The sequence below is a fragment of the Rhabdothermincola sediminis genome (genome assembly GCF_014805525.1).
GTDB classification, from domain to species: Bacteria; Actinomycetota; Acidimicrobiia; order Acidimicrobiales; family Acidimicrobilacustridaceae; genus Rhabdothermincola; species Rhabdothermincola sediminis.
Genome location: NZ_JACFSZ010000007.1, coordinates 133,089 through 155,719 on the forward strand (window position 1 = coordinate 133,089; position 22,631 = coordinate 155,719).

At 70.7% G+C, this 22,631-nt stretch carries 21 protein-coding genes; 7 read left to right on the forward strand and 14 right to left on the reverse strand.

The genetic code is table 11. From position 1 onward, the window contains the following. Window positions 1-12 precede the first annotated feature (12 nt). The 3 genes from HZF19_RS07650 to HZF19_RS07660 all read right to left on the reverse strand — a co-directional run bounded on the left by HZF19_RS07650 (window position 13) and on the right by HZF19_RS07660 (window position 3,757). On the reverse strand, window positions 13-1,479 hold the full coding sequence (locus HZF19_RS07650; protein ID WP_307781164.1) for a vWA domain-containing protein: 1,467 nt from the start codon (window positions 1,477-1,479) through the stop codon (window positions 13-15). Window positions 1,480-1,501: 22 nt separating this feature from the next. Next, entirely contained in the window at window positions 1,502-2,416 is a 915-nt protein-coding gene (locus HZF19_RS07655) for an AAA family ATPase (RefSeq protein WP_208028174.1), read from the reverse strand. A gap of 78 nt (window positions 2,417-2,494) precedes the next feature. Beyond that, on the reverse strand, window positions 2,495-3,757 hold the full coding sequence (locus tag HZF19_RS07660; RefSeq protein ID WP_307781165.1) for a glutamate-5-semialdehyde dehydrogenase: 1,263 nt from the start codon (window positions 3,755-3,757) through the stop codon (window positions 2,495-2,497). 35 nt (window positions 3,758-3,792) lie between these two features. Here HZF19_RS07660 and HZF19_RS17105 point away from each other — a divergent pair, with 35 nt between their 5' ends. From HZF19_RS17105 to HZF19_RS07690, 6 genes are all read left to right on the forward strand, one after another. Beyond that, a complete protein-coding gene (locus tag HZF19_RS17105) occupies window positions 3,793-5,241 on the forward strand; it encodes an AAA family ATPase (protein WP_208028175.1) in 1,449 nt (482 codons plus the stop codon). Next, entirely contained in the window at window positions 5,238-6,302 is a 1,065-nt protein-coding gene (locus tag HZF19_RS07670) for a substrate-binding domain-containing protein (protein ID WP_208028176.1), read from the forward strand. Before HZF19_RS17105 ends, HZF19_RS07670 begins: the two co-directional genes overlap by 4 nt. Next, on the forward strand, window positions 6,299-8,113 hold the full coding sequence (locus HZF19_RS07675; RefSeq protein WP_208028177.1) for a vWA domain-containing protein: 1,815 nt from the start codon (window positions 6,299-6,301) through the stop codon (window positions 8,111-8,113). Before HZF19_RS07670 ends, HZF19_RS07675 begins: the two co-directional genes overlap by 4 nt. Before the next feature lie 72 nt (window positions 8,114-8,185). Further along, window positions 8,186-8,968 carry a hypothetical protein gene (locus HZF19_RS07680; protein ID WP_208028178.1) on the forward strand — a complete coding sequence of 261 codons (783 nt, stop codon included), beginning with the start codon at window positions 8,186-8,188 and terminating at the stop codon, window positions 8,966-8,968. After that, the gene (murJ, locus tag HZF19_RS07685) at window positions 8,965-10,596 is read left to right on the forward strand and encodes a murein biosynthesis integral membrane protein MurJ (protein ID WP_208028179.1); all 1,632 of its coding nucleotides are present in this window, start codon (window positions 8,965-8,967) and stop codon (window positions 10,594-10,596) included. Before HZF19_RS07680 ends, murJ begins: the two co-directional genes overlap by 4 nt. Before the next feature lie 9 nt (window positions 10,597-10,605). Continuing rightward, entirely contained in the window at window positions 10,606-11,439 is an 834-nt protein-coding gene (locus HZF19_RS07690) for a PspA/IM30 family protein (RefSeq protein WP_208028180.1), read from the forward strand. 115 nt (window positions 11,440-11,554) lie between these two features. Here HZF19_RS07690 and HZF19_RS07695 read toward each other — a convergent pair whose 3' ends face one another. From HZF19_RS07695 to HZF19_RS07730, 8 genes are all read right to left on the reverse strand, one after another. Further along, a complete protein-coding gene (locus HZF19_RS07695) occupies window positions 11,555-11,986 on the reverse strand; it encodes a type II toxin-antitoxin system VapC family toxin (RefSeq protein WP_208028181.1) in 432 nt (143 codons plus the stop codon). Further along, a complete protein-coding gene (locus HZF19_RS07700) occupies window positions 11,973-12,230 on the reverse strand; it encodes a ribbon-helix-helix protein, CopG family (RefSeq protein ID WP_208028182.1) in 258 nt (85 codons plus the stop codon). Before HZF19_RS07700 ends, HZF19_RS07695 begins: the two co-directional genes overlap by 14 nt. A gap of 314 nt (window positions 12,231-12,544) precedes the next feature. Then, window positions 12,545-13,630 (reverse strand): glutamate 5-kinase, encoded by a 1,086-nt coding sequence (gene proB, locus HZF19_RS07705; RefSeq protein WP_307781166.1) that lies wholly within the window; start codon window positions 13,628-13,630, stop codon window positions 12,545-12,547. 12 nt (window positions 13,631-13,642) lie between these two features. Beyond that, window positions 13,643-14,929: a GTPase ObgE gene (obgE, locus tag HZF19_RS07710; RefSeq protein WP_208028184.1), complete on the reverse strand. Its 1,287-nt coding sequence runs from the start codon at window positions 14,927-14,929 to the stop codon at window positions 13,643-13,645. Window positions 14,930-14,977: 48 nt separating this feature from the next. Further along, on the reverse strand, window positions 14,978-16,687 hold the full coding sequence (locus tag HZF19_RS07715) for a pilus assembly protein TadG-related protein (protein WP_208028185.1): 1,710 nt from the start codon (window positions 16,685-16,687) through the stop codon (window positions 14,978-14,980). 39 nt (window positions 16,688-16,726) lie between these two features. Continuing rightward, window positions 16,727-17,395 (reverse strand): TadE/TadG family type IV pilus assembly protein, encoded by a 669-nt coding sequence (locus tag HZF19_RS07720; RefSeq protein WP_208028186.1) that lies wholly within the window; start codon window positions 17,393-17,395, stop codon window positions 16,727-16,729. Continuing rightward, on the reverse strand, window positions 17,392-18,099 hold the full coding sequence (locus tag HZF19_RS07725; protein ID WP_235979595.1) for a TadE/TadG family type IV pilus assembly protein: 708 nt from the start codon (window positions 18,097-18,099) through the stop codon (window positions 17,392-17,394). The genes HZF19_RS07720 and HZF19_RS07725 overlap by 4 nt, the downstream gene beginning before the upstream one ends. Continuing rightward, complete coding sequence (locus HZF19_RS07730; RefSeq protein ID WP_208028188.1) at window positions 18,096-18,740, reverse strand: hypothetical protein; 645 nt, start codon at window positions 18,738-18,740, stop codon at window positions 18,096-18,098. Before HZF19_RS07730 ends, HZF19_RS07725 begins: the two co-directional genes overlap by 4 nt. Window positions 18,741-18,969: 229 nt before the next feature. Here HZF19_RS07730 and HZF19_RS07735 point away from each other — a divergent pair, with 229 nt between their 5' ends. After that, entirely contained in the window at window positions 18,970-20,109 is a 1,140-nt protein-coding gene (locus tag HZF19_RS07735) for an HD domain-containing protein (protein WP_208028189.1), read from the forward strand. A gap of 59 nt (window positions 20,110-20,168) precedes the next feature. Here the strand turns inward: HZF19_RS07735 and rpmA are convergent, their stop codons facing one another. The 3 genes from rpmA to HZF19_RS07750 all read right to left on the reverse strand — a co-directional run bounded on the left by rpmA (window position 20,169) and on the right by HZF19_RS07750 (window position 22,362). After that, the gene (rpmA, locus tag HZF19_RS07740) at window positions 20,169-20,420 is read right to left on the reverse strand and encodes a 50S ribosomal protein L27 (RefSeq protein WP_208028190.1); all 252 of its coding nucleotides are present in this window, start codon (window positions 20,418-20,420) and stop codon (window positions 20,169-20,171) included. Between the two features lie 2 nt (window positions 20,421-20,422). After that, on the reverse strand, window positions 20,423-20,731 hold the full coding sequence (gene rplU, locus HZF19_RS07745) for a 50S ribosomal protein L21 (protein ID WP_208028191.1): 309 nt from the start codon (window positions 20,729-20,731) through the stop codon (window positions 20,423-20,425). A gap of 62 nt (window positions 20,732-20,793) precedes the next feature. Continuing rightward, window positions 20,794-22,362, reverse strand: a complete 1,569-nt coding sequence (locus HZF19_RS07750; protein WP_208028192.1) for an Rne/Rng family ribonuclease — start codon at window positions 22,360-22,362, stop codon at window positions 20,794-20,796. Between the last annotated feature and the right edge of the window lie 269 nt (window positions 22,363-22,631).

Genomic DNA, 22,631 nt, shown 5'->3' on the forward strand with positions numbered 1-22,631 from the left:
GACCGTAGCGCCTCAGGCCAGGTTCTCGACGAATCGCTCGAGCTGGCGGAGGTTGCGACACTCGAAGGTGCCGTCGGTGTGGATGCCGTACTCCCCGACGATCGAATCGCCCGTGTTCCAGTAGGCCCGCGGCTCGGGATTGAGCCAGTACACGTGGCGGGCCTTCTTGCGCATCTCCTTGATCACCCAGGCCTGGCTGGCGTGGTAGTTGTTGCGAGCGTCGCCGAGGATCATCACCGTGGTCTTGGGCCCGATCTCCCGGCCCCAGCGGTTCCAGAACACCTCGAAGGCGTGCCCGTAGTCGGAGTGTCCGTCGACCCAGACCACGTCGGCTTCGGTGTTGACCCGGTGCACCGCCTCGCCGATGTCGTCGGTGCCCTCGAAGAAGCGGGTCACCTCGTCGATGCCGTCGATGAACACGAACGCCCGTACCTTCGAGAACTGGTTCGAGATGGCGTACACGAGCTGCAGGGTGAACCGGGCGAACGCGGCCACCGAGCCGGAGATGTCGGCGATCACGAAGATCTCGGGCTTGGCCGGCCGCGGGTACTTGAACTTCGGCTCGGCGGGCACCCCCCCGTAGCTGAGCGAGTGGCGCATGGTGTCCCGGAAGTCGAGCGGTCCTCGGCGCCCGTGCTTGCGCTTACGGGCCAGGCGGGCAGCCAGCTTGCGGGTCAGCGGGTAGATCGCCTTGCGGAGGTTGGCCATCTCCTCCCGTGAGGCGTGCATGAAATCGACGTCTTCGGGCAGCGGCTTGCGTAGGGTCTTGGCCATCGCCTCCACGCCGCGGTCGGCGACCAGGCGGCGGCGGATCTCGGCTTCGACCTCCTTCTTGAGCAGGTCGATGCGCGCCTCGAGCTCGTCGCGCTCCAGCCGTTCCTCCAGGGCGGTGAGCGGCTGGGGGGCGTCGCGGCGGGTCTGCTCCATGAGCCGCTCGAGCATGTTGTCAAGGTCGAGGTTCCGCAGGGTGCGGTACAGGTAGTAGGTGCCCCCCACCGGGCGTCCCGGTTCCATGCCCGCGTAGCGGGTCACCGCTTGCCGGGCCAGGGCCCGCACCAGCGCGTCGTCGCCGTGCAGCAGCGCCTGGTAGAGCATCTCGGCCAGTTCCTCGGGCGACAGCGCCTCGCCCCCCGCGCCCGCGAGCTGCCCCGCACCCGCCATCTCCGCCGGCCGCGCTTCCCCCTCGGGACCCTCCTCCTTGTCGGGGCGTAGGCGGTACTGGCTGCCCCGCAACGAGAAGTACACCTCGAAGACGGTCTCGAAGGCCCGCCAATGGGCGTCGTTCTTCACCAGGGTGGCGCCCAGCGCGTACTTGAACGCGGCCCGGTCCTCGAGCGGGATGTGCTTGACCGCCTCCATGGCGTCGAGGTTCTCGGTCAGGCTCACCGGCAGGCCGGCTTCGCGCAGCTCGCGGATGAAGCCTTCGAGCAGCTCGAGCATCGGCCGGCCGCTGGTGGCGGAGACGGCGACGTCGCTCACCGGATCCTCGGGCGCATCACGCTCACGGCGCCACCTTGCCGAGGGAGCGCCGGCCGCCGTCCTTGTCGTCGGTGAGCTCCTTGACCGCCTTGGCGATGTCGGTCTGGTACTTGAGCAGGATGTTGATGGTCTCGGTGGCTTCCTTCTCGGTGACCGAGTCGATGCCGAGCAGCACCAGGGTGCGGGCCCAGTCGAGGGTCTCGGACACCGAGGGTGCCTTCTTCAACTCGAGCTGGCGGATGGAGCGCACGATGCGGGCCACCTGGTCGGCGAGGTTCTCGGTGATGTCGGGCACCTTGGCCAGCACGATCTCCTTCTCCCGCTCCAGGTCGGGGTAGTCGATGTGCAGGAACAGGCAGCGGCGCTTGAGGGCTTCGGAGAGCTCCCGGGTGTTGTTCGAGGTGAGGAACACGAGCGGGATCTGGGTGGCCGCCAGGGTGCCCAGCTCAGGGATGGAGACCTGGTAGTCCGAGAGCACCTCGAGCAGGAGGGCTTCGGTCTCGATCTCGACCCGGTCGACCTCGTCGATGAGCAGCACCACCGGCTCCTCAGCCCGGATGGCCTCCAGCAGCGGGCGGGTGAGGAGGAACTCGTCGGAGAAGATGTCGGTCTCGATGTCGTTCCAGGTGGTCTCGCCCTGGGCGAGGTTGCGGTCGGCCTGGATGCGCAGCAGCTGCTTCTTGTAGTTCCACTCGTAGAGAGCCTTGGACTCGTCGAGGCCTTCGTAGCACTGCAGCCGGATGAGCCGGGCGCCGAGGATCTCGGCCACCGACTTGGCGAGCTGGGTCTTGCCGGTACCGGCGGGGCCCTCGACCAGCACCGGCTTGGCGAGCCGGTCCGCGAGGTACACGACCCCGGCAATGCCCTCATCCGCGAGGTAGTTGACTTCGCGCAGCTGCTCGCGCACGGACGCCGGCGACTCGAAGCGATAGTCCATCCTGCGAGCCTACCGGTGCTCTTGACCGCCCGGTCAAGGTAGAAGCCACCGCCCAGGAGCAGCGCCGTGGCGGGCGGGTCAGCCCCGGACCTGGCCGCTGCCCCGCACCACGTACTTGGCGGTGGTCAGCTCCCGCAGACCCATCGGCCCCCGGGCGTGCAGCTTCTGGGTGGAGATCCCGATCTCCGCGCCGAAGCCGAACTCGCCCCCGTCGACGAACCGGGTCGAGGCGTTCACCAGCACCGCCGCCGCGTCGACCTCGCGGCAGAACCGCTCCGCGGCCTCCAGCGAGCGGGTCACGATGGCTTCGCTGTGCCCCGAGCCGAACCTGGCGATGTGGTCGATCGCCGCGTCGAGATCCGGCACCACCCGCACCGCGAGCTTCAGGTCGAGGAACTCGGTGGCGTACGCCCCGTCGTCGGCCACCCCGGCGCGGGGGACCAGCGCCCGGGTCCGCTCGTCGCCGAGCAGCTCGACGCCCTCGAGTGCCTCGGCCGCCCGGGGCAGGAACGACTCGGCCACCGACTCGTGCACCAGCAGGCTCTCCGCAGCGTTGCACACCGACGGGCGTTGCATCTTGGCGTTCACCACGATGGCCAGGGCCATGTCGAGATCCGCCGACTCGTCCACGTAGACGTGGCAGTTGCCGTCACCGTCGATGACGTAGGGCACCGTGGCGTGCTCGAGGATGGACCGGATCAGCGCCGGGCCTCCCCGGGGGATGAGGCAGTCGATCGTGTCCCGCTGGCGCATGAACTCGACCGCGGCCTCGTGACTGGTGTCCTCCAGCAGCACCACGCAGTCCGGGGGCAGCCCAGCCTTGCCGATCGCCTCGCGCAGCACCGCGGTGATGGCCACGTTCGAGCCGATCGCCCCCGACGAGCCTCGCAGAAACGCGGCGTTGCCCGACTTCAGGCACAGTGCCGCCGCGTCGCTGGTCACGTTGGGCCGGTTCTCGTAGATGATGGCGATCACCCCGAGCGGCACCCGCACCCGTTCGATGCGCAGCCCGTTGGGGCGCACCCACCCGTCGAGCACCTCCCCGACGGGATCGGCCAGCGCAGCCACGTCCCGCAACCCCTCGGCCATGGACTCGACCCGGGCCTCGGTCAGGGTCAGCCGGTCGATCACCGTGGCGCTCGCACCCGAGCGGCGGGCCCGCTCCACATCGGCGGCGTTGGCCGCCAGCACGTCATTCGCCCGGGCTACCAACAGGTCGGCCGCGCTACGCAGGGCGTCGTCCTTGACCGCGGTCGCCGTCCGGGCCAGCACCCGCGACGCGGCTTTCACCCGCCGACCCAGCTCGGCGATCGTCACGCTCGACTCGTCAGGGGACGCCACGAGCAGCCAGGCTACCCGCCACTAACCTCGCCGCCGTGCGGATCGACCCCGGCCTCGACACCGCCGTGCGCGCCTTCGTCGACGAGCTCACCCCCCGGCTCGAGGCCATCGTGGCGGGGCTCGACGGCGGCGACCCCGGCACCGCCCGCCAGGACGTGACGCTCGAGGCGTACAACCTGTGCCGGGCCTTCATCGACGCCGACGGCCTGGCCACCGATGACGAGCTGTGGGCGTTGATCCAGGCGTTCTCGCCCCGGCTCGACACCCAGCTGCTGCGGGCCACTCCCGCGGACGTGCGGGAAGCGGGCCTGACCGCCGGTGCCCGCGCCTTCCTCGACGAGCCCTCCACGATGTTCGAGATCCTCCTCGGGGTGGACGCCCGCGAGGGCAGCGCGCACGCCCGCGCCTACTACGAGCGGGCGATCGCGCTGGCCCACATCGTGGCGTCGCTCGACCTGCACCCCAGCCGGGCCGAGCTGGTGGCCATAGAGGGGTTCCGGGGCATGCTCCTCGATGCCATCGCCCGGTCCCGGCCCGCACCGCAGCCCACAGTCACCGGGCCCGCAACGTCGACCCCCCGGTCCGGCAGCGAGGAGCGAGACACCGAGTCCGAGCGGAAGGAGCTGCCCCCACCCCGCCCGCTGGAGGAGCTGCTCGCCGAGCTCGACGCGCTGGTGGGCATGGACGCGGTGAAGGAGGAGGTGAAGCTGGTCGCGGCGCTGATCCAGGTCCAGAATCTGCGCCGGGCCCGCCAGCTCCCGGTACTCGAGCAGAGCCGCCATCTCGTGTTCACCGGCAACCCGGGCACCGGAAAGACCACCGTGGCCCGCCTCCTGGCCCAGATCTACCGCACGCTCGGGGTGGTGGCCCGGGGCCATCTGGTGGAGACCGACCGGGCCGGGCTGGTGGCGGGGTTCGTTGGCCAGACCGCGACCAAGGTCACCGCGGTGTTCGACCAGGCCGACGAAGGGGTGCTGCTGATCGACGAGGCGTACGCGCTGGTGCGGGGCAGCGAGCAGGACTTCGGCCGGGAGGCGATCGACACCATCGTCAAGCTGGTGGAGGACCGCCGGGATCGGATCGTGGTGATCGCGGCGGGCTACCCCGACGAGATGGACGCGTTCGTCGACGCCAACCCCGGCCTGCGATCCCGATTCCCGAAGACGATCTTCTTCCCCGACTACACCACCGGCGAGCTGGTCCAGATCTTCCAGAGCCTCTGCGACCGCTCCCATTACCGGCCCGACGAGGAGGCACTCGACGCGGTGCGAGCGTGGCTCGACGCCCAGCCCCGGGTGAAGGGCTTCGGTAACGGCCGGCTGGTGCGCAACCTGTTCGAAGCAGCCGTGGCTCGCCAGGCCACCCGGGTGGTGGCGATCGACCAACCCACCGACGACCAGCTCGTCGGGCTGGTCGCCGCGGACATCCCCGCGATCGGTGAAGGCCCCGGCACCGCGGGCCCGACTGCTGGGCGGGCGCCGTGAAGCGGGTCGCCGCCCTCCTCGCCGCGGCAGGCATGATCGCGGCTGCGATGCTGGTGCGCGGCTGGCTCGACCAGCGCGACCAGCCCGGCGGGGGGGGCAGCCCGGCGTCGGGGGACCAGCTCACGCTGGTGTGCGTCACCGAGCTGGAGGCGGTGTGCGTCCAACTCGCCCGCAACCAACCGGGCATCCAGGTCCGCACCGAAGACGTGGCCACCACCATCGCCTCCCTCAGCGCAAGCGACGCCGACGCCTCCGCGGTCGACGGCTGGCTCACCTTCGCCCCGTTCCCGGAGCTGGTGGACGAGCAGCGGGCCCGGGCCGGGTTGCAGCCGATCCTGGCCGACCCGACCGCGCCGCTGGCCCGCTCCCCACTGGTGATGGCGGTGTGGAACGACCGGCGAGCCGTGCTGGAGACGGCCTGCCCGGCCGGTGGGATCACCTGGCGATGCGTCGGCGAGCTGGCGGGGCGACCGTGGGTGGACCTCGGTGGGGGCGCGGCGTGGGGGGCGGTGAAGCCCGGCCAGCCCACGCCGGACCGCACCGCGGCCGGCTGGCTGGCCCTCGCGCAGGCGGCGGGGTCGTGGTTCGGCCGCACCGACTTCGCGGCCAACGACTTCCAGGACCCGGCGTTCCGCCGGTGGTTCGAGCAGCTCGAACGAGGCGTGCCGTCCTACCCTCCCCCACCTCGCACCGCGCTCGAGGAGATGCTGTCCAAGGGCCCCGCCACCTTCGACATGGCCGCAAGCACCGAAGCGGCGGCCGCGGGGCCGATCGCGCGCAGCCGCGTCAACGACCAACTCTCGATCATCTACCCTTCCCCTCTGTCCACCGCGGACGTCGTGCTGGCGCCGGTGGCCGGATCGGACGGGGAGGCGCGGTTGCGCAGGTTGGTCGAATCACATGACGCCGCCGACGCTTTGACGGGTCAAGGCTGGCGTGTCGATGGGCAGCCGCCCGCCGGAGGCGTACCCGGCGAGCCGCCCCTGCCTCCCGACAGCGGGCTGCCCCGGGCTGGGGTGCTCCAGGCCCTGCGCACCCTGTGGATCGAGGTCATCCGGTGAGCGGAACCCTGCGCCGGCTGATCGGGCTCGCGATCGTGGCGCTGCTCGCCGCGTCATGCGCGTCGACCACGTCGACCGATCAGGCCGACAGCGGGCTCGGCAACCCCGGGGACTGCCTGGTGATCGACATGGCGGTCTCCCCGGAGAAGATCGACCTGCTCACGAGCCTGGCGCAGACCTTCAACCAATCCAAGATCAAGGTTGGCGACACTTGCATCTTCGTCAACCCGAAGAGCAAGGCGTCGGGCGGCGCGATGCAGGCCCTGGCCAACGGCTGGAACGAGAAGAGCGACGGGCCGCTACCGGTCGTGTGGTCGCCGGCGTCGAGCGCCTGGGGCGCGATCCTCGACCAGCGGCGGGCCGAAGCGGGCCAGCCGCCGATGGCCAACCAGGGCACGCCGTTCATGAACACGCCGTTGGTGATCGCCATGCCCCGGCCGATGGCGGAGGCGCTGGGCTGGCCCGACACGCCGATCGGCTGGTCCGACATCCTCCAGCTCGCCCGCAGCGCGCAAGGCTGGGCGGCCTACGGGCACCCCGAGTGGGGCACGTTCAAGCTGGGCAAGACCAACCCCAACTTCTCTACCAGCGGGCTGTCCGCGCTGATCGCGCAGAACTACGCCGCCACCGGCAAGACCCGGGACCTCACCGTCGAGGATCTCGCCACCCGGGACGTGGTGGCCTTCAACAGCTCGGTGGAGTCGTCGGTGGTGCACTACGGCGACACCACGCTGACCTTCCTCAACAACTGGTACCGGGCCGACCAGGAGGGCACCGGACTCCAGTACGTCTCGGCGGCTGCGGTGGAGGAGAAGTCGGTCATCGACTACAACGCCGGCAACCCCGACGGGGTGCTCGATCCGGGTGAGGAGCTGCGACCCCCGCGAGTGCCGCTGGTGGCCATCTACCCGAAGGAAGGCACCCTCTACTCGGACAACCCGTTCTTCATCCTCGACGCCCCCTGGGTCACCGAAGCCCACCGCGAGGGGGCCAAGGCCTTCCAGGACTTCGTGCAGCAGCCGGAGAACCAACGGCGGGTGCTGGAATACAACTTCCGGCCAGGCAACCCCGAGGTGCCGATCGAGGCGCCGATCGTGGCCAGCAACGGGGTCGACGCGAACCAGCCGCAGACCCTGCTGCAGACCCCGCAGCCCGCGGTGATGGTGGAGCTGCTCCGCCGCTGGGGCGAGCAACGCAAGGGCGCTCGGGTGCTGCTGGTGGTCGACGTATCGGGCTCGATGAAGGACCGCGCCACCCGCGATACCGCCGACACCAAGCTCGACCTGGCGAAAGCGGCCGCGCTCGGCTCGCTGGAGGAGTTCAAGAGCAGCGACCTGGTAGGCCTGCGGGAGTTCTCCACCGGTCTCGGGGACGGCACGGCGTTCTGGAACGACCTGGTGCCGATTGGGCCGATGTCCCAGAACAAGCGGGCGCTGGAGCAACGCATCGAGGGCCTCTTCCCCACCAACGGGACCCCGCTCTACGACGTGGTCCTCGACTCGTTCCGGACGATGTACGACCAGTACGACCCGAGCCTGATCAACGCGGTGGTGCTGCTCACCGACGGCAAGAACGACGACGGCAACGTCACCGACGACGCCGCGCAGCTCGAGCGGACCGTGAGCGAGCTGCGGCGACTGAGCCAGGGCGAGCTGGGGCGCCCGATCCGGGTGTTCACCATCGCCTACGGCAACGACGCCGACCTGAGCGTGCTCAAGCAGATCGCCGAGGCGACCAACGCCGCCGCGTACAACGCGAGTGACCCGAAGAGCATCAACAAGGTTTTCACCGCGGTCGTCAGCAACTTCTGAGATCTCCGAGCGTCGCTGGCCGGACCGGCGCTGCGCCGCCGCCGGGCACCCACGCCCTAACGTCTTCGTCGTATGGCCCGCCTGAAGCTGCGCGACCGCTTCTTCACCCCGCCGGTAGCCCGGGCGATGACCTCCCCCGCGGGCATCCTGCTGGCGGGTGCCGGGGTGGCCGCGGGGATCCTGGTGGGACTTCCGGCGGCCGGGGCCGCGGCGCTGGGCGCGGCCGCGTGGGCGGCCCGGGTGGCGGTGGCCGTGCCCCGCAACCCGCGCCCGGAGCGCATCGATCCCTTCACCCTCCAGGACCCGTGGCGCCAGTTCGTCCGCGAGGCCCTCCAGTCCCGCAACCAGTTCGCACAGGCGGTTCGCCAGGCCCGGGGCGGGCCGCTGCGGGATCGGCTGGCGGAGATCGGCGAGCGGTTGGGCACGGGGGTCGAGGAGTCGTGGCGGATCGCGCGGGCCGGCCAGGCGCTCACCGACGCCCGCCGCAGCATCGACGTCGCCCAGGCCGGCGCGCAGCTCATCGAGCTGCACGACACCCGCAACCGCAGCCGCCAGGCGGACCGCACGCTCGACGAGACCATCCAGGCGTTGGAGGCCCAGATCGACACCGCTCGCCGGATGGACGAGGTGATCGAGCAGACCCGGGCCCGGCTGCGGCTGCTCGACGCTCGCCTGGACGAAGCGGTGACCCGGGCGATCGAGCTGTCGGCGCGGGCCGAGCGGGTGGACGAGCTGGGCGGGCTCGGCCAGGACGTCGACTCGCTGGTCAACGAGCTGGAGGCGCTCCGGCTGGGGCTGGCCGAGACCGATGAGGCGGGCGGGGGGCAAGGACTCGCCGCGCCCGGGTCGGCGTGAGCGACCACGAGCCCGACCGGGTCCGCTCGTCGGGTGGCCTGCTGCGCTCCAGCGTGCTGGTGGCGGCCGGCACGGGGCTCAGCCGGGTGACCGGGCTGCTGCGCATCATGGCCATCGCCTACGCGCTCGGTACCCGGGTGCTCGCCGACGCGTACAACCTGGCCAACACCACCCCGAACGTGGTCTACGACCTGGTGCTCGGCGGGATCCTGGCGGCGACGCTGGTGCCGGTCATCGTGGACCGCAATGAGCACGACGACCGTTCGGGGGTGGACGCGCTGGCCACCGTCGTCACCATCGCCCTCGTGGCGGTGACCGTGCTGGCCACCGCGGCCTCACCGCTGATCATCCGCCTCTACACCCTGGACCTGCCTGCCGAGGAGGCGCAGCGCCAGGCGTCGCTGGCCGTGCCGCTGCTGGTGATGTTCATGCCCCAGGTGCTCTTTTACGGCCTGACCACGTTGTGGACCGCGCTGTTGAACGCCCGGCGCTCTTTCGCCGTGCCGGCGTTCGCCCCGGTGCTCAACAACGTGGTGGTGATCGCGCTGTTCCTGGCGCTGCCTCGCCTGGCGGGCGGCAAGCCGACCCTCGAGCAGGTGCGCGACGACCCAGGGCTGCTGGTATTGGTGGGGATCGGCACCACCGCGGGCATCGTGGCCATGACGCTGGTGCTGTGGCCGGCGATGCGCCGGGCGGGCATCCGGCTGCGCTGGAACCCCGACTGGCGCAACCCGGCGGTGTCGACCGTGGCCCGCCTGTCAGGATGGACGCTGGGCTACGTGGCCGCGAACCAGGTGGTGTTCTTCGCGGTGCTGACCTTGGCGAACGGCACCGGCGAGGGCGCAGTGTCCGCCTACACGTACGCGTGGCTGTTCGTGCAGCTCCCCTACGGGCTGTTCACGGTGTCGATCATGACCACCTTCACCCCCGAGCTGGCGACGCACGCCAGCCGCGGCGACCTGCCGGCGTTCCGGTCCCGATTCGCGCAGGGGCTCCGCCTGGGCTTGTTGGTGATCCTGCCCGCGGCGGCGGCCTACCTGGTGCTGGCCACCCCGATCGTGGGGTTCCTGCTCCAGCGGGGCTCGTTCACCGAAGCGTCGACCGAGCTGACGGCCTCGGCACTGGTGTGGTTCGCCGCGGGCCTGCCGGGGTTCGCGGTGTTCCTCTACACGATGCGCGGCTTCTATGCCTTTCGCGACACTCGTACCCCGTTCCTGCTGAACCTGGGCGAGAACGTGCTGCAGGTGGGGCTAGCGGTCGTGCTGGTGCGCACGTTCGGGTTGCCGGGGGTGATCTCGGCGTTCGCCCTGGCGTACAGCGCCGCCGCGGTCGCGGCGCTAGCGGTGCTCGCCCGGCGGGCCGGCCCGGTGGGCGTCGACGGACTGTGGGCGGCGGTGGTCCGCCAGGGGGTGGCGGCGGCGGCCATGGCCGCGGCGATGGTCGCGGTGATCCGGGTGGTGACCCCGGGCGGCAGCGGCGAGTACGTGACCCAGGCGTTGGTGGGGGGAGCCGCCGGGGGGCTCACCTATCTGGGGGTGCTGGCGTTGGTGCGCTCCGACGACCTGCGGGCGCTGCGGGCGCTCGGCGCCCGGATCGGCACCAGGCCCGACTCGACGACCATGCCCTAGGCTTGACCCATGCTCAAGTCTCTGAAGCGCTGGTGGAAGTACCTCACCGCCAAGCTCAACCTGGCCTTCAACGAGAAGGCCGACCCCAAGGTGCAGCTCGAGCAGGCCATCACCGAAGCCCAGGAGCAGCACCGCCGGCTGAAGGAGCAGGCAGCGAACGTCATCGCCAACCAGAAGCAGGCCGAGATGCGGCTCAACCGCTCGATGGAGGAGTTCGAGCGGTTGAACGCCAACGCTCGCCAGGCGGTGCTGATGGCCGAGGAGGCCCGCCGGGCCGGTGACGAGAAGAAGGCCGCCGAGTACACGCAGGCCGCGGAGTCCTTCGCCAACCGGCTGATCGCAGTGGAGCGCGAGGTGGAGGACACCAAGACGCTGGTGCTCGGGGCCACGCAGGCGTCCGAGCAGGCCAAAGCGGCGGTACAGCAGAACGCGGCGGCGCTGCAGAAGAAGCTGGCGGAGCGCCAGAAGCTGCTCTCGCAGCTCGACCAGGCGAAGATGCAGGAAGAGATGAACAAGGCCATGGCCACGCTCAGCGAGACCGTCGGCCAGGATGTGCCCACCTTCGCCGAGGTACAACAGAAGATCGAGGCCCGCTACGCGAAGGCGAAGGGCATGGCGGAGCTGACCGGCGAGTCGGTCGAGGCTCGCATGCTGGAGGTGGAGCAGGCGTCGCTGAACACTGAGGCGCAAGCCCGCCTGGCGCAGATCCGCGCCGAGCTGGGTCTGGCGCCGGCGAGCGGCGAGGAGCTGTTGAAGGAGGCCGAGCAGCTCCAGCAGGCCGAGGCGGCTGCTCCCACGCCGGCGGCGGACCCGGCCGAGCCGTCCGGAGCGGGAGGCTCGTGACGGCACCCTGATGGCATGAGGGCAGCGGTTGTCCTCCTGCCATCACGGTTCGAGCGCAGATCTCCGCCACCGCCAGGTCGAGCGAGCCCCCATCGCGCCGGGCGCCACCGGCGGATCACCGGTCGGCGGGGTGTTCGAGTCGAAGGCCTGGGAAGCGAGCGAACCCCCGGTCGGAGGTCACCCACACCACGCCCTGCTCGATGGCGATCGCCGCCAGGTAGGCATCGGGGATGTCGTTGCCGCGCAACGAGAGCCGCTGGCAGAGCTCCTGGAAGATCGATCGGTGCCGCTCGCCCGGATCGACCGTGACCACCGCCGGCGACGCGTGCAGGGCATCGAGGAACCGCAAGGCGAGCTCGACCGGCGTGGGTTCGCGGAACACCCGGGGATGGGTGACGACACGCAGGTAGCCCGCTGAGACCACACCGGGCACGCCGAGCGGCTCCCGTCCCCGGCGCGCGGCGTCGAGCCACGCTCGCACGGTGTCGTGATGAGGTGCTTCGGGGCGGTGGGCATCGACGAGGACGTTGACGTCAACGCAGCGCATCGAAATCGCGATCCGCGTCCATGAGGTCGCGCAAGGAACGACTGTCGGCGAGGTCCACGCCGGGCATCGTGCCGCTGCCGCCGAAGGTCGGCAGCTCGGGGATCTCCCGGGTGGTCCCGCCCGGTCGGCGCAACGCGAGCCGGAGTGCGTCCTCGATCAGCTCGCCGACGGTCTGCCCGCGTCGCGCGGCGTCGGCCTTGGCTCGGCGGTACAGATCATCGTCGATCCGGATCGTCGTCCGCATGACGACATCTTAGCATCACCGATATGCATCTTGTCATCAGACTGGCTGACGACGAGGTGATCCGGCAGGCTGGGACACTCGGGTCGACAACGGGTGATCGGATGACCGCACAATGGGCACCCCCCACGGAGGCCCACCGAGCCGCTCCCCTGCCAGGGTCAAAAACCGATAGCCCCAATCTCCACCAGGCCCCGGGCGGTTCACATAGCCGGTGCGGTTCCCGTTCGCGTCAGACACCGCCTCCAAGCAACCTGCACGGTTGTAAACGAAATCCACCGCACCCTCATCAGCGGTACCTGGCGCAGTGGTCAGGCTCAAGGCAGCATCACCAGGTCGTCGCGGTGCACGACATGGCGGGGGCTGCCCTCCGGCAGCTCCGCGGTGCGGCGGCCAGCGATCTCCTTGGCGGTGGCCGCGTCCACCCGCACCAGGCCCTTGGCGAACACCCGCCCGTCCGCCGACGCGATCTCCACCGCGTCGTCCTCGTCGAAATCCCCGTGCACCGCCCGCACCCCGGCCGCCAGCAACGACGCCTTGCCCCCGAGCAGCGCCGCCCGAGCACCGTCGTCCACCACCAGGGTGCCCGACGAGCCCACCGCGAAGGCGATCCACAGCTTCCGGGCCGCCAGCTTGCGATCGTGGGGCACCACCACCGTGCCCACACCCGGCGCCCCCGCCACCGCGTCGGCCAGCACGTGCTCGCGGCGGGCATCGGCGATCACGGTGCGCACCCCTGACCACGAGGCGATCTTCGCCGCCGCCAGCTTGGTGGCCATGCCCCCGCTACCCCGCACCGTCCCCGGGCCGCCGGCCACCGCCTCCAGCTCGTGGTCGACCTCCACGATCTCCTCGATCAACGAGGCAGCCGAGTCCAGGCGGGGATCGGCGGTGAGCACTCCCGGGGTGTCGGTGAGCAGCACCAGCGCCTCCGCGTCCACCAGGTGGGCCACCAGCGCAGCCAGCCGGTCGTTGTCCCCGAAGCGGATCTCGTCGTCGGCGATGGCGTCGTTCTCGTTCACCACCGGCACCACACCCAGCTCCAGCAGCCGGGCCAGCGTCCCCCGGGCCTGCAGGTACTGGCGGCGCTCCATGAAATCGAGCGGCGCGATCAGCACCTGGCCGGCCACCACGCCGTGCCCGCCCAGCTCCTCGCCATACACCTGCATCAGGCGGCTCTGGCCCACCGCGGCCACCGCCTGCAACGTCACCGCGTCCCGCGGCCGCTTCGACCCTCCCAGACCGAGCGCCGGCAGACCCGCGGCGATCGCGCCCGAAGACACCACCACAACCTGGTGACCGGCACGCCGCAGCTCGGCCACCTCCCCGCACAGCTTCCGGATGGCCTCCCGGGCGATGTCGCCCTCGTCGTCGGTGATCGACGACGTGCCGATCTTCGCCACCACGATCACCGCTCAGCCCTCCGGATCGAAGTCGAACGACAGCTCCCCGATGTGGACCGTGTCGCCCTCCCGGGCCCCCGCCCGCACCAATGCCCGGTCCACCCCCAGGCGCCGGAGCCGGCGCTGCGCCACGTCCAGAGCGTCGGGGTTCGTGAGATCCGACAGGGCGACCGCTCGCTCGGCCTGGCGGCCCACCACCCGGAAGCTGCCGTCGGCCTCGCGCTCCACCATGACTCCCTCCGCCACCGGCCGGTGCACGACGAAGCCTTCCACGGGCAGCGGTTCGGCCTCCCGGGCCGACCGCACCGCATCGGCCATCCGCCCCACGAGCACCGCCAGACCCTCGCCGGTCACCGCGGACATCCGCAACTCGACCACACCCTCGCCCGCCCCTGCCTCTTCGCCCCCCGTTCCGCCGGGGGCTGCCGGGGCGAGGTCCGCCCGGGAGCCGACCACGACCCGGGGCCGGGCCAACAGCTCCGGCTGGTAGCGGCCCAGCTCGTCCAGCAGCACCCGGAGCTGGTCGGCCGGCGCCAGCGTCCCGTCGGGGCCACCCGCCAGATCCACCAACACCACGAGCACCCGCGCCCGCTCGATGTGGCGCAGGAAGCGATGCCCGAGCCCTCGCCCCTCGCTCGCACCCTCGATGAGCCCGGGGATGTCGGCCACCACGAACTCGAACCCGTCGTCCATCCGCACCACCCCCAGGTGCGGCTCCAGGGTGGTGAACGGGTAGTCGGCGATCTTCGGCTTGGCGGCGGAGATCCGCGAGATCAGCGTGCTCTTGCCCACGTTCGGCAGGCCCACGAGGGCCACGTCGGCCATGAGCTTGAGCTCCAGGCGCAGCCAGCGCTCCTCACCCCGCTCGCCCTGCTCGGCGAACGACGGCGCCCGGCGTCGGTTGGAGAGGAACCGGGCGTTGCCCTTGCCACCCCGGCCACCCGCCGCCGCCAGGTACCGGTCGCCGGCGTGGACCAGGTCGGCGAGCACCGTGCCGTCGCGGTCGAGCACCACCGTGCCCTCGGGCACCGGGACCTCGAGATCCGCGCCGCTCGCGCCGTGGCGGCGCTTGCCCTGGCCGTGCGCGCCGTTCGCGGCCCGGCGGTGGGGGTGGTCCTTGAACGCCAGCAACGAGGCCACGTTGCGGTCGGCCACCAGCCACACGTCACCGCCGTGGCCGCCGTCGCCGCCGTCGGGGCCGCCACGGGGAACGTGCGCCTCCCGGCGGAACGACACACAACCCGCACCGCCGTCGCCGCCCCGCACGTTGATCTGGCACTCGTCGACGAACCCCGACACACCCCAAAGCCTACGGCCGGGGGCGCGCCTCGCCGGGCGAGGGGCCGCTCAGCGCACGAGCCGGACCGGATTGCCCTTGATCGACACCCCCCAGGTCGTGCGATCGGTCGGTGCGTCGCCCACCGTGTAGCGGATCTTCCACCACGTCCGAGAGCCGTACACGGCGGCGAAGTCCGAGGGGAGCTGCACCGTCAGCCGCAGCGTGCGGTCGGAGTACTTCGAGGTGGACACCCGGTAGGGTCCGGGCTGCGGGTTCCAGGACTGGGCCGGTGAACCGGCCTGGTTGCCCCACAGGTCGAGCGAGGTGGTGGGCACGGTGCTCCGCCACCCACCGGTCGGGGCGGCGTCGCCGCCCGGGCAGCCCCCGCTCACCGGTTCGGTCCCGTCGTAGCAGAGCACCTGCCAGTCGAACGCCGCCGGGTTGCCGTTGGGGTCGAGCACCTCGAGCGTGCGGGAGCCCTCACCGGGATCGAACAGGTCGATCTGGAGCTCCTTGCCCTGGTGCTCGGCTTCGACCTGCGCCAAGTGGAAGGTCGCGGAGGTACCGCTGAGGTTGGCGTACACGCCCATGTTGTCGATGCCGAACACGTTCGGGCAGTTCGCCGCCGGCAGGGTGCCTGGCTTCCCGTTCACGGGGTCGGTGGGATCGCTGGTGCAGGGCTCCCAGGCGCCGCCGCCCACATTGGCGCGCAGCGCGAACGAGTTGGAGCCGTGCCGGGTGTTCGTATCCCCGGCGGTGTCGGTCAAGATCTGCACGTAGTACGTGCCGGGGGTGGGGTTGGCGATGCTGTAGAGCTGCCGCCAGGCGCCACGGTAACCGCCGCTGCCGCACGTCCCGCTGCTGTCCCCGCCCGCAATGGGGACCGTGTTCAGCACCGTGGCGTCCGGCGGGTACGGATTGTCGTTGTTGCGGATCACGTAGATGGTCCGGAACACCGCGGTGGAATCGATCGAGCTGCTGCTGCACGCCGCCGCGTCGTAGACCTCGATGGAGATCGCCTCGCCGCTGTAGCCGACCGGCACCTTGATGCCGTAGAAGTAGCCGCGGGGGTCGTACTCGGCATTGTTCTGCACGATGCTGTTGATCGCGCACCGGAACGACCCGGCGCTACCGCCGACCGGGCGCGGGTTGGAGGTCTGCTGGGTGTAGTTGCGGGTGGTGCGGGCCATGATCCGGTCGCCGTTCTCCTTGCTGGCGCACTGCCCGCTGATCGCCAGCCAGAACCCGGGCCGGTTGGCGGGGGTGTCGATCACCGACGGCAGGATGCCCGACAGGTCACCGGTGCCGAGGAAGTTCCGGGGGCTACCCATCTTGACCGCTTCGATGTAGCGGGCCGTTGCCGCTCGCTCGACCCACACGTCGTTGCTGCGCAGCGGGGTGGTGAGGTACTGGGACACCTTCGGATCGTGGATGGTCACGATCAGCTCATTGTTCTGCACGCCGCCCCGCCGGACGTCGACCGTGATGCCGTTCACCCCGTGGGGGAACCCGTTCTGCGCCGCCACCTCGCGGGCCCGGAACCTGGCAGCAGACTCGTCCGGCAGGTACACCACGCCCGCCAGCGCAGCCGCGTCGGCCGCACGCTGGATCTGCGCAGCACGCGCGTACCAGGCCCCGAGGTCGACCGCCAGGCCGGTGACCCCGAGCAGGGGGATGATGAGCAGCGCAGTGAGGGCGAGGACGTAGCCACGCTCGCCACGGATGCGCCGGCGACGCGGCGGCCACGTGCACAGGGGGACACGGCGGGGATCGTTCACCGGCTCACACCTCCTCACGTTGGTCATGTCACTGGCTCCTCACTGGCAGACCGGGTCACCCGCCGCACACGGCTCCACCTGGAACACCGCCTTGCGAGCGATCGTGACCTTGGAGCGATGGAGCAGGTTGGTCACCGGCTCGTACTCCACCTCGACGTACACGCCCAAGAAGTCCGGAGGGATGTTCCGACGGCGGGTGCTCGGGCACCAGTTCACGTCCCAGCCCCCGGCGCACGACGGGCGGGTGATGCTGGTCGAGGGGAACCCGACCGTCGGGTTGGACTGCACCATCTGCGCTTGCACGTACACGTTGCATCGGACGCTCGAGGTGGAGACCCCGTGCGCGCTGGCGGCCGGTGTGGTCGAGGCGGTGAGGCACGCCGGTGGCACCGCTCCGTTGGAGGCGGTGGACCGGTACACGACGATCTTCTTGACCTCAGCCTTGTTGAGCTTGGAGAGCGACGAATCCAGCGAGCGGAGGATCTCGTAGTCCGCGAAGCCGTTGGTGGCCATGCTGGCCCCCACTCGGGCGGCGGTCTGCACCGACCGCTCCAGGTGGTTCGCGTCCTGGTAGAGCATCCCGAACTCCATCGTGCCCAGCACGAGCATCACGATGAGCGGCAACGCCAGGGCCGCCTCCACGATCACCGCGCCGCCGTCACCCCGCAGACGCCGCGTCCCGGTTCGACCGGTCGCCCGGGCGTTCACTTGATGCCCCCCGGCTCGAGGCGGACGATCGCGGCCTGCTCGACCGTGAATTCCTTGCCGAAGATGCCGGTCATCAGCGGCACCTTGGCCTTGATGTACACGCCGAGGTACTCGATGTCACCGATGGTGGGCCCGTTCTTGCGGGTCAGCGGGTTCCAGTAGCAGGCCGGGCTCCCGGGCGTCTGGGAGCAGTCGAAGTACCGGTAGCCGTCGGGGAGCGCGAGCTGGTTCAGCGCGATCTTCGGGTTGTAGATGTTGCAGGACCCTTCGCGCCGGCCGGAGATCACCCCGTTGGCGGTGCTGGTCTTGCATGCCTTGGGAACCTGATCCAGCGGGGCGCCGGAGCTGGGTGGGCCGGCGTCGAAGATCACGATGCGGTCCAGATCGTCGACGTTGAGCGACGACGTGGACTGCAGCGCCGCTCGGAGGATGAAGTAGTCGGCCGTCGCCGTGGCCGAGGCCGGGTTGGTCGGGTCGATCTTGGCCGTGTCGGGCCCGAGCGCGCCGCCGATGCGCGCCCCGTCCGCCACGGCATCACCGAGGGTCAAGTAGTCGCGGAACAGCGGGCCGAACTCGAGGATGCCGAAGATCAGCAGCAGCACGACCGGGGCCACGAAAGCGGACTCCGTGAGCGCCGTGCCCCGATCGCCACGGCAGCGCCGAGGCGCCGGGCAGGACGGGGCGCGCCGAGCCGAGCGGATCATGGGCGGTAGAACTCCAGGGGCATCGGCAGGGTGCCCGCCGGCGGCACCGACTCGACCGACTGCACGCTCAGCTCGATGCGGGTCACGTCGGTGTAGGGCACGTCGTAGCGCAGCTCGCAGCGCCCGTTGGCAGCGGTGGTGCACTCGACGAGGAACACCTGGCCTGTGGGTGGGTTGAGGATCCGGACCGCGCCGACCACCCGTGCCCCGGCGACGGGGTCACCGCCCGAGGTCAACTGGATCTCCGCCCGGGCGTACCACAGCGAGGGGCTGACCCGCACCGTGCCACTCGATACCCACGCACCGTCGGTGGGTGGGATCGTGGTCGTGGTCGTCGGCGGCAGCGTGGTGGTCGTGGTACTGGTGGTCGACGAGGTCACCGTGACGGTCGGGGGCACGGTGGTGCTCGGTGGTGCGGTGGTCGTGGTGGTCGGCCGGGACTCCCGATAGTTGCAGCTCGGGGGTGGGGGCCGAGTGGACACACAGTCGGCTTGGTTGTTGACCTCGGCGGTGGTGGCCCTGGTGAGGTACTCGAAGGCCCCGACACTCCCAGCCACGAAGACCGCGAAGATCAGCGCATACTCGGCGGCTGCGGCTCCCGCGTCGCGCCAGGAGCGCCTGTGGCCTCGATCCACCCGCACGCGGTCACCTCCCCTCGCGCCCCGACCGGTTACGACATGGAAACACGTCGCTCGGCCTACTCCTATGGTTCGATCGACCCATCTCCCATCGGGAGATCCGGGCGATAGCTTTAGTCATTGATACCACGCACGGTCGCTCTCCGAAAGGGCGCCCTCACGTTGCGTGCTTCCGGCGATCCTCGGTCGCGGTCCGAGAAGCTGTCCCTGGGCCTGCGTACGGTGGATCGCGATGGAAGCCCTGGTCACACACGCCAGCCCACCGACCCCGCAGACCCAGCGCTGGGCCCGAACGCATCGCGGCTTCGGGGCCGGTGAGCCCCTCCGGTTCGCCCACGACCCACGTTGTGTGACATCCGTCACTCCTCTCGCCCAGCCCTGCGGGCGTGAGCAGCGGGAACACGAGGAGCGCCTGTGCCTCGCCACGGGTGCCACCTTGGCGACCGGAGCCGGGCGTCGGGCCGTGGAGGAAGAACCCGACCCCCTGCGCACCTGCTTCGAGCGAGACCGCGACCGGATCCTCCACAGCCAGGCCTTCCGCCGGCTGGCCGGCAAGACGCAGGTGTTCGTGTTCCCCCGCGATCACCAGCGCACCCGGCTCACACACGCGCTCGAAGTGGCCCAGGTGGCCACCGCCATCGCACGCGCCTGCCGTCTCAACGTCGCCCTCACCGAGGCCATCGCCCTGGCACACGACTGCGGCCACGGTCCGGGCGGCCACGCCAGCGAGGAAGCCCTGTCGGTGTTCCTTCCCGGGGGCTACGACCACGCGGTGTTCGGCGCCGACGTGGTGCTCCGCCCGCTCAACCTCTGCGAGGAGACCCTCGACGGCGTCCGGAACCACTCATGGTCACGGCCCGCGCCCGCCACCCCGGAGGGCGAGGTGGTGAGCTGGGCGGATCGCATCGCCTACCTCTGCCACGACTTCGAGGACGCCGTCCACGCGGGCATCGTCCAGCCCGGCGAGCTCCCCGACGTCGTCCGCGAGGCCTGCGGCGCCGATCGCAGCCGGCAGATCTCGGTGCTCATCCAGCGGATGATCGACACCATCACCACCACCGGCCGGATCGGCCTCGACCACGAGCACGCCGACGTCCTCGCAGCCTTCCGGGCCTTCAACCACGAGCGCATCTACCTGCGGCCCGCGTCGATCGCGCAGGCTCGAACGGTGATCGACATGCTCCGAGCCCTGGTGGAGCACTACGGCGCGCACCCCGAGCTGCTGCCCGCGAGCGCCGACGCCACGAGCACGATCGAAGCGGCGGTCACCTACGTGGGAGGCATGACTGACCGCTTCGCGTGCGAGCAGGCGATGCGCCTCCTCGGCTGGACCGTCGATCGGTTACCTCGTGGGTTCGACGTCGCCGGCTAGGACAGCCCGCCCGCCACCACCGGCGACGATCGAGGGCGGGACTATCTGTCGAGGGATGCTCAGACCGGCAGGACGTCGACGAGCTTGCGACCGCGCCGCTGGCCGAACTTCACCTTGCCCGCCGAGGTGGCGAACAGGGTGTCGTCGCCGCCACGGCCGACGTTCTCACCCGGGTGGATGCGGGTGCCGCGCTGGCGCACGATGATCGTGCCCGCGGTGACCACCTCACCGTCGAAGCGCTTGACCCCGAGGCGCTTGCTCTGCGAATCGCGTCCGTTGCGGGTGGAGCCCCCACCCTTGGTCTTGGACATCGTCAGCCCTTCTTGATGCTGGTGATCTCGATGGTGTGGTAGCCCTGCCGGTGACCCCAGCGGCGGCGCTGGTTCGCCTTGGCCTTGTAGGTGAACCCGTCGATCTTCGGGCCTTTCACCTCACCCAGGATACGGGCGGTGACCGCGGCACCGGCGAGGTCCGCCGGGGTGGCGAGCACGGTGTCGCCGTCGACCACGAGCACCGGGGTGAGCTGGATCTCGGGCGTCTCGGCATCGAGGCGCTCGACCTCGAGGCGCTGGCCCTCCTCGACCTTGTACTGCTTGCCCCCGGTCTTGATCACGGCGTACATAGGGGCACCAGGCTACCGGGCGAGCGCGGCACCGACCAAGCCCACCGGAGTAGGAACCTCCCCTACTCGAGGAGGGCCTGTTCTATCAACACCCCCCGGCCGTCGCATTTGGGACACAACGACGAGAAGGACTCCAGCAGCCCCTCACCGATGCGCTTGCGGGTCATCTCCACCAGACCGAGCTCGGAGATGTCGAACACCTGGGTGCGGGTCTTGTCGCGGGCCAGCGCGTCGCGGAACACCCGGATGACCTCGTCGCGGTTCTCGCGGACCTCCATGTCGATGAAGTCGATCACGATGATGCCGCCGATGTCCCGGAGCCGGAGCTGCTTGGCGATCTCCACCGCCGCCTCCAGGTTGTTCTTGTAGACCGTCTCCTCCAGGCTCGAGGTGCCCACGTTCTTGCCGGTGTTGACGTCGATGACCGTGAGGGCCTCGGTGTGCTCGATGATCAGCGAGCCGCCCGACGGCAGCCACACCTTCCGATCGAGCGCCTTGTGCAGCTGCTCGTGCACGTGGTAGCGCTCGAAGACCGACAGCGGTTCGCTCGCCTTGTCGTAGTACTGCACGCGGTCTGCCAGCGCCGGTGAGATCGACGCCACGTAGTCGCGCACGTCCTGGTAGAGGGCCTCGTCGTCGATGACCACCCCCCGGTAGTCGTCGTTGAACTCCTCCCGGATCACACGCACCGCCATGTCGGGCTCCCGGTACAGCAGGGCGGGCGCCTGGGCCGTGCGGGCCAGCTTGTCGATCTGCTCCCACTGGTCGAGCAGGCGGAGCACGTCGGCTTCGATCTCCTCCCGGGTCACCCCCTCGGCGGCGGTGCGCACGATCAACCCGTGCTGCACGGGCTTCACCCGGTCGAGGATCTGCCGCAGCCGCTTGCGCTCCTCGTCGGCCAGGCGTTTCGAGATGCCATAGGTGGAGCTGTTCGGGATCAGCACCACGAAGCGCCCGGGCAGCGACACCTCCTGGGTGAGCCGCGCCCCCTTGTGCGCGATCGGGTTCTTGGTCACCTGGCACACGATCGTCTGCTTGGGGCGGAGGAGCTGCTCGATGCGTGGCGGGCCCTTCTCCTCGATGTCCTCGGCGTCGTACTGGACATCACCCCGGTAGAGGACCGCGTTCTTCGGGGTGCCGATGTCCACGAACGCCGCCTCCATGCCCGGCAGCACGTTCTGGACCTTGCCCAGGTAGATGTTGCCGTGGATCTGCGAGACGTCGTCGGCCGGCCGCGAGACGTAGTGCTCGATGAGGTTGCGGCCCTCCAGCACCGCGATTTGGGTCGCCTGCGGCCGCACGCTCACCACCATCAGGTAGCGACCCACCGGGCGCCCCTTGCGCTCCCGCCCCCGGCGCCGCTCCAGGTCGGCCTCGTCCAGCTCCACCGGCCCACCACCGACGATCGCCTCCACGGGCTTGACCACTGGGGCCGCGCCGTTGCCACCGCCCCGCCCGCGCCCCCCTCGCCGGCGGCGGGGCTTGGGCTTGGGCTCGGGCTCCTCAACCGGCGGTACCACCGGAGCCGGTCGCGTGTCGCCGATCCGGGGCTTGCGCACCAGTGCCCGCTCCGCGGCTTCGGGGGACTTGGGCCGCCCCTCCATCGTCCGCTCCGGCAACTCGTCGGGCATCCGGCTGCGCTCCGCGGCCTTCGACGGCCCCGCGGCCCGGCGGGCCTCGGCGGGGACACGACCACCGGAGCCGGGCCCCTCCCCTCGGGGCTTCGCCGCCGGTGCCTCGCTGGCGGCACCGGCGCTCTCGGACCGCCCGCCGCCACTCCGCCCTTTCCCACCACGGGAACCGCGCCGACGGCGCGGCGCGGTGCGGTCGCCGGTCTCAGACGGCCGAGCGGCCGTGGCGCTCGGGCTCTCGGGAGCCGGGTTGCCGCTCGCGGGGTCGG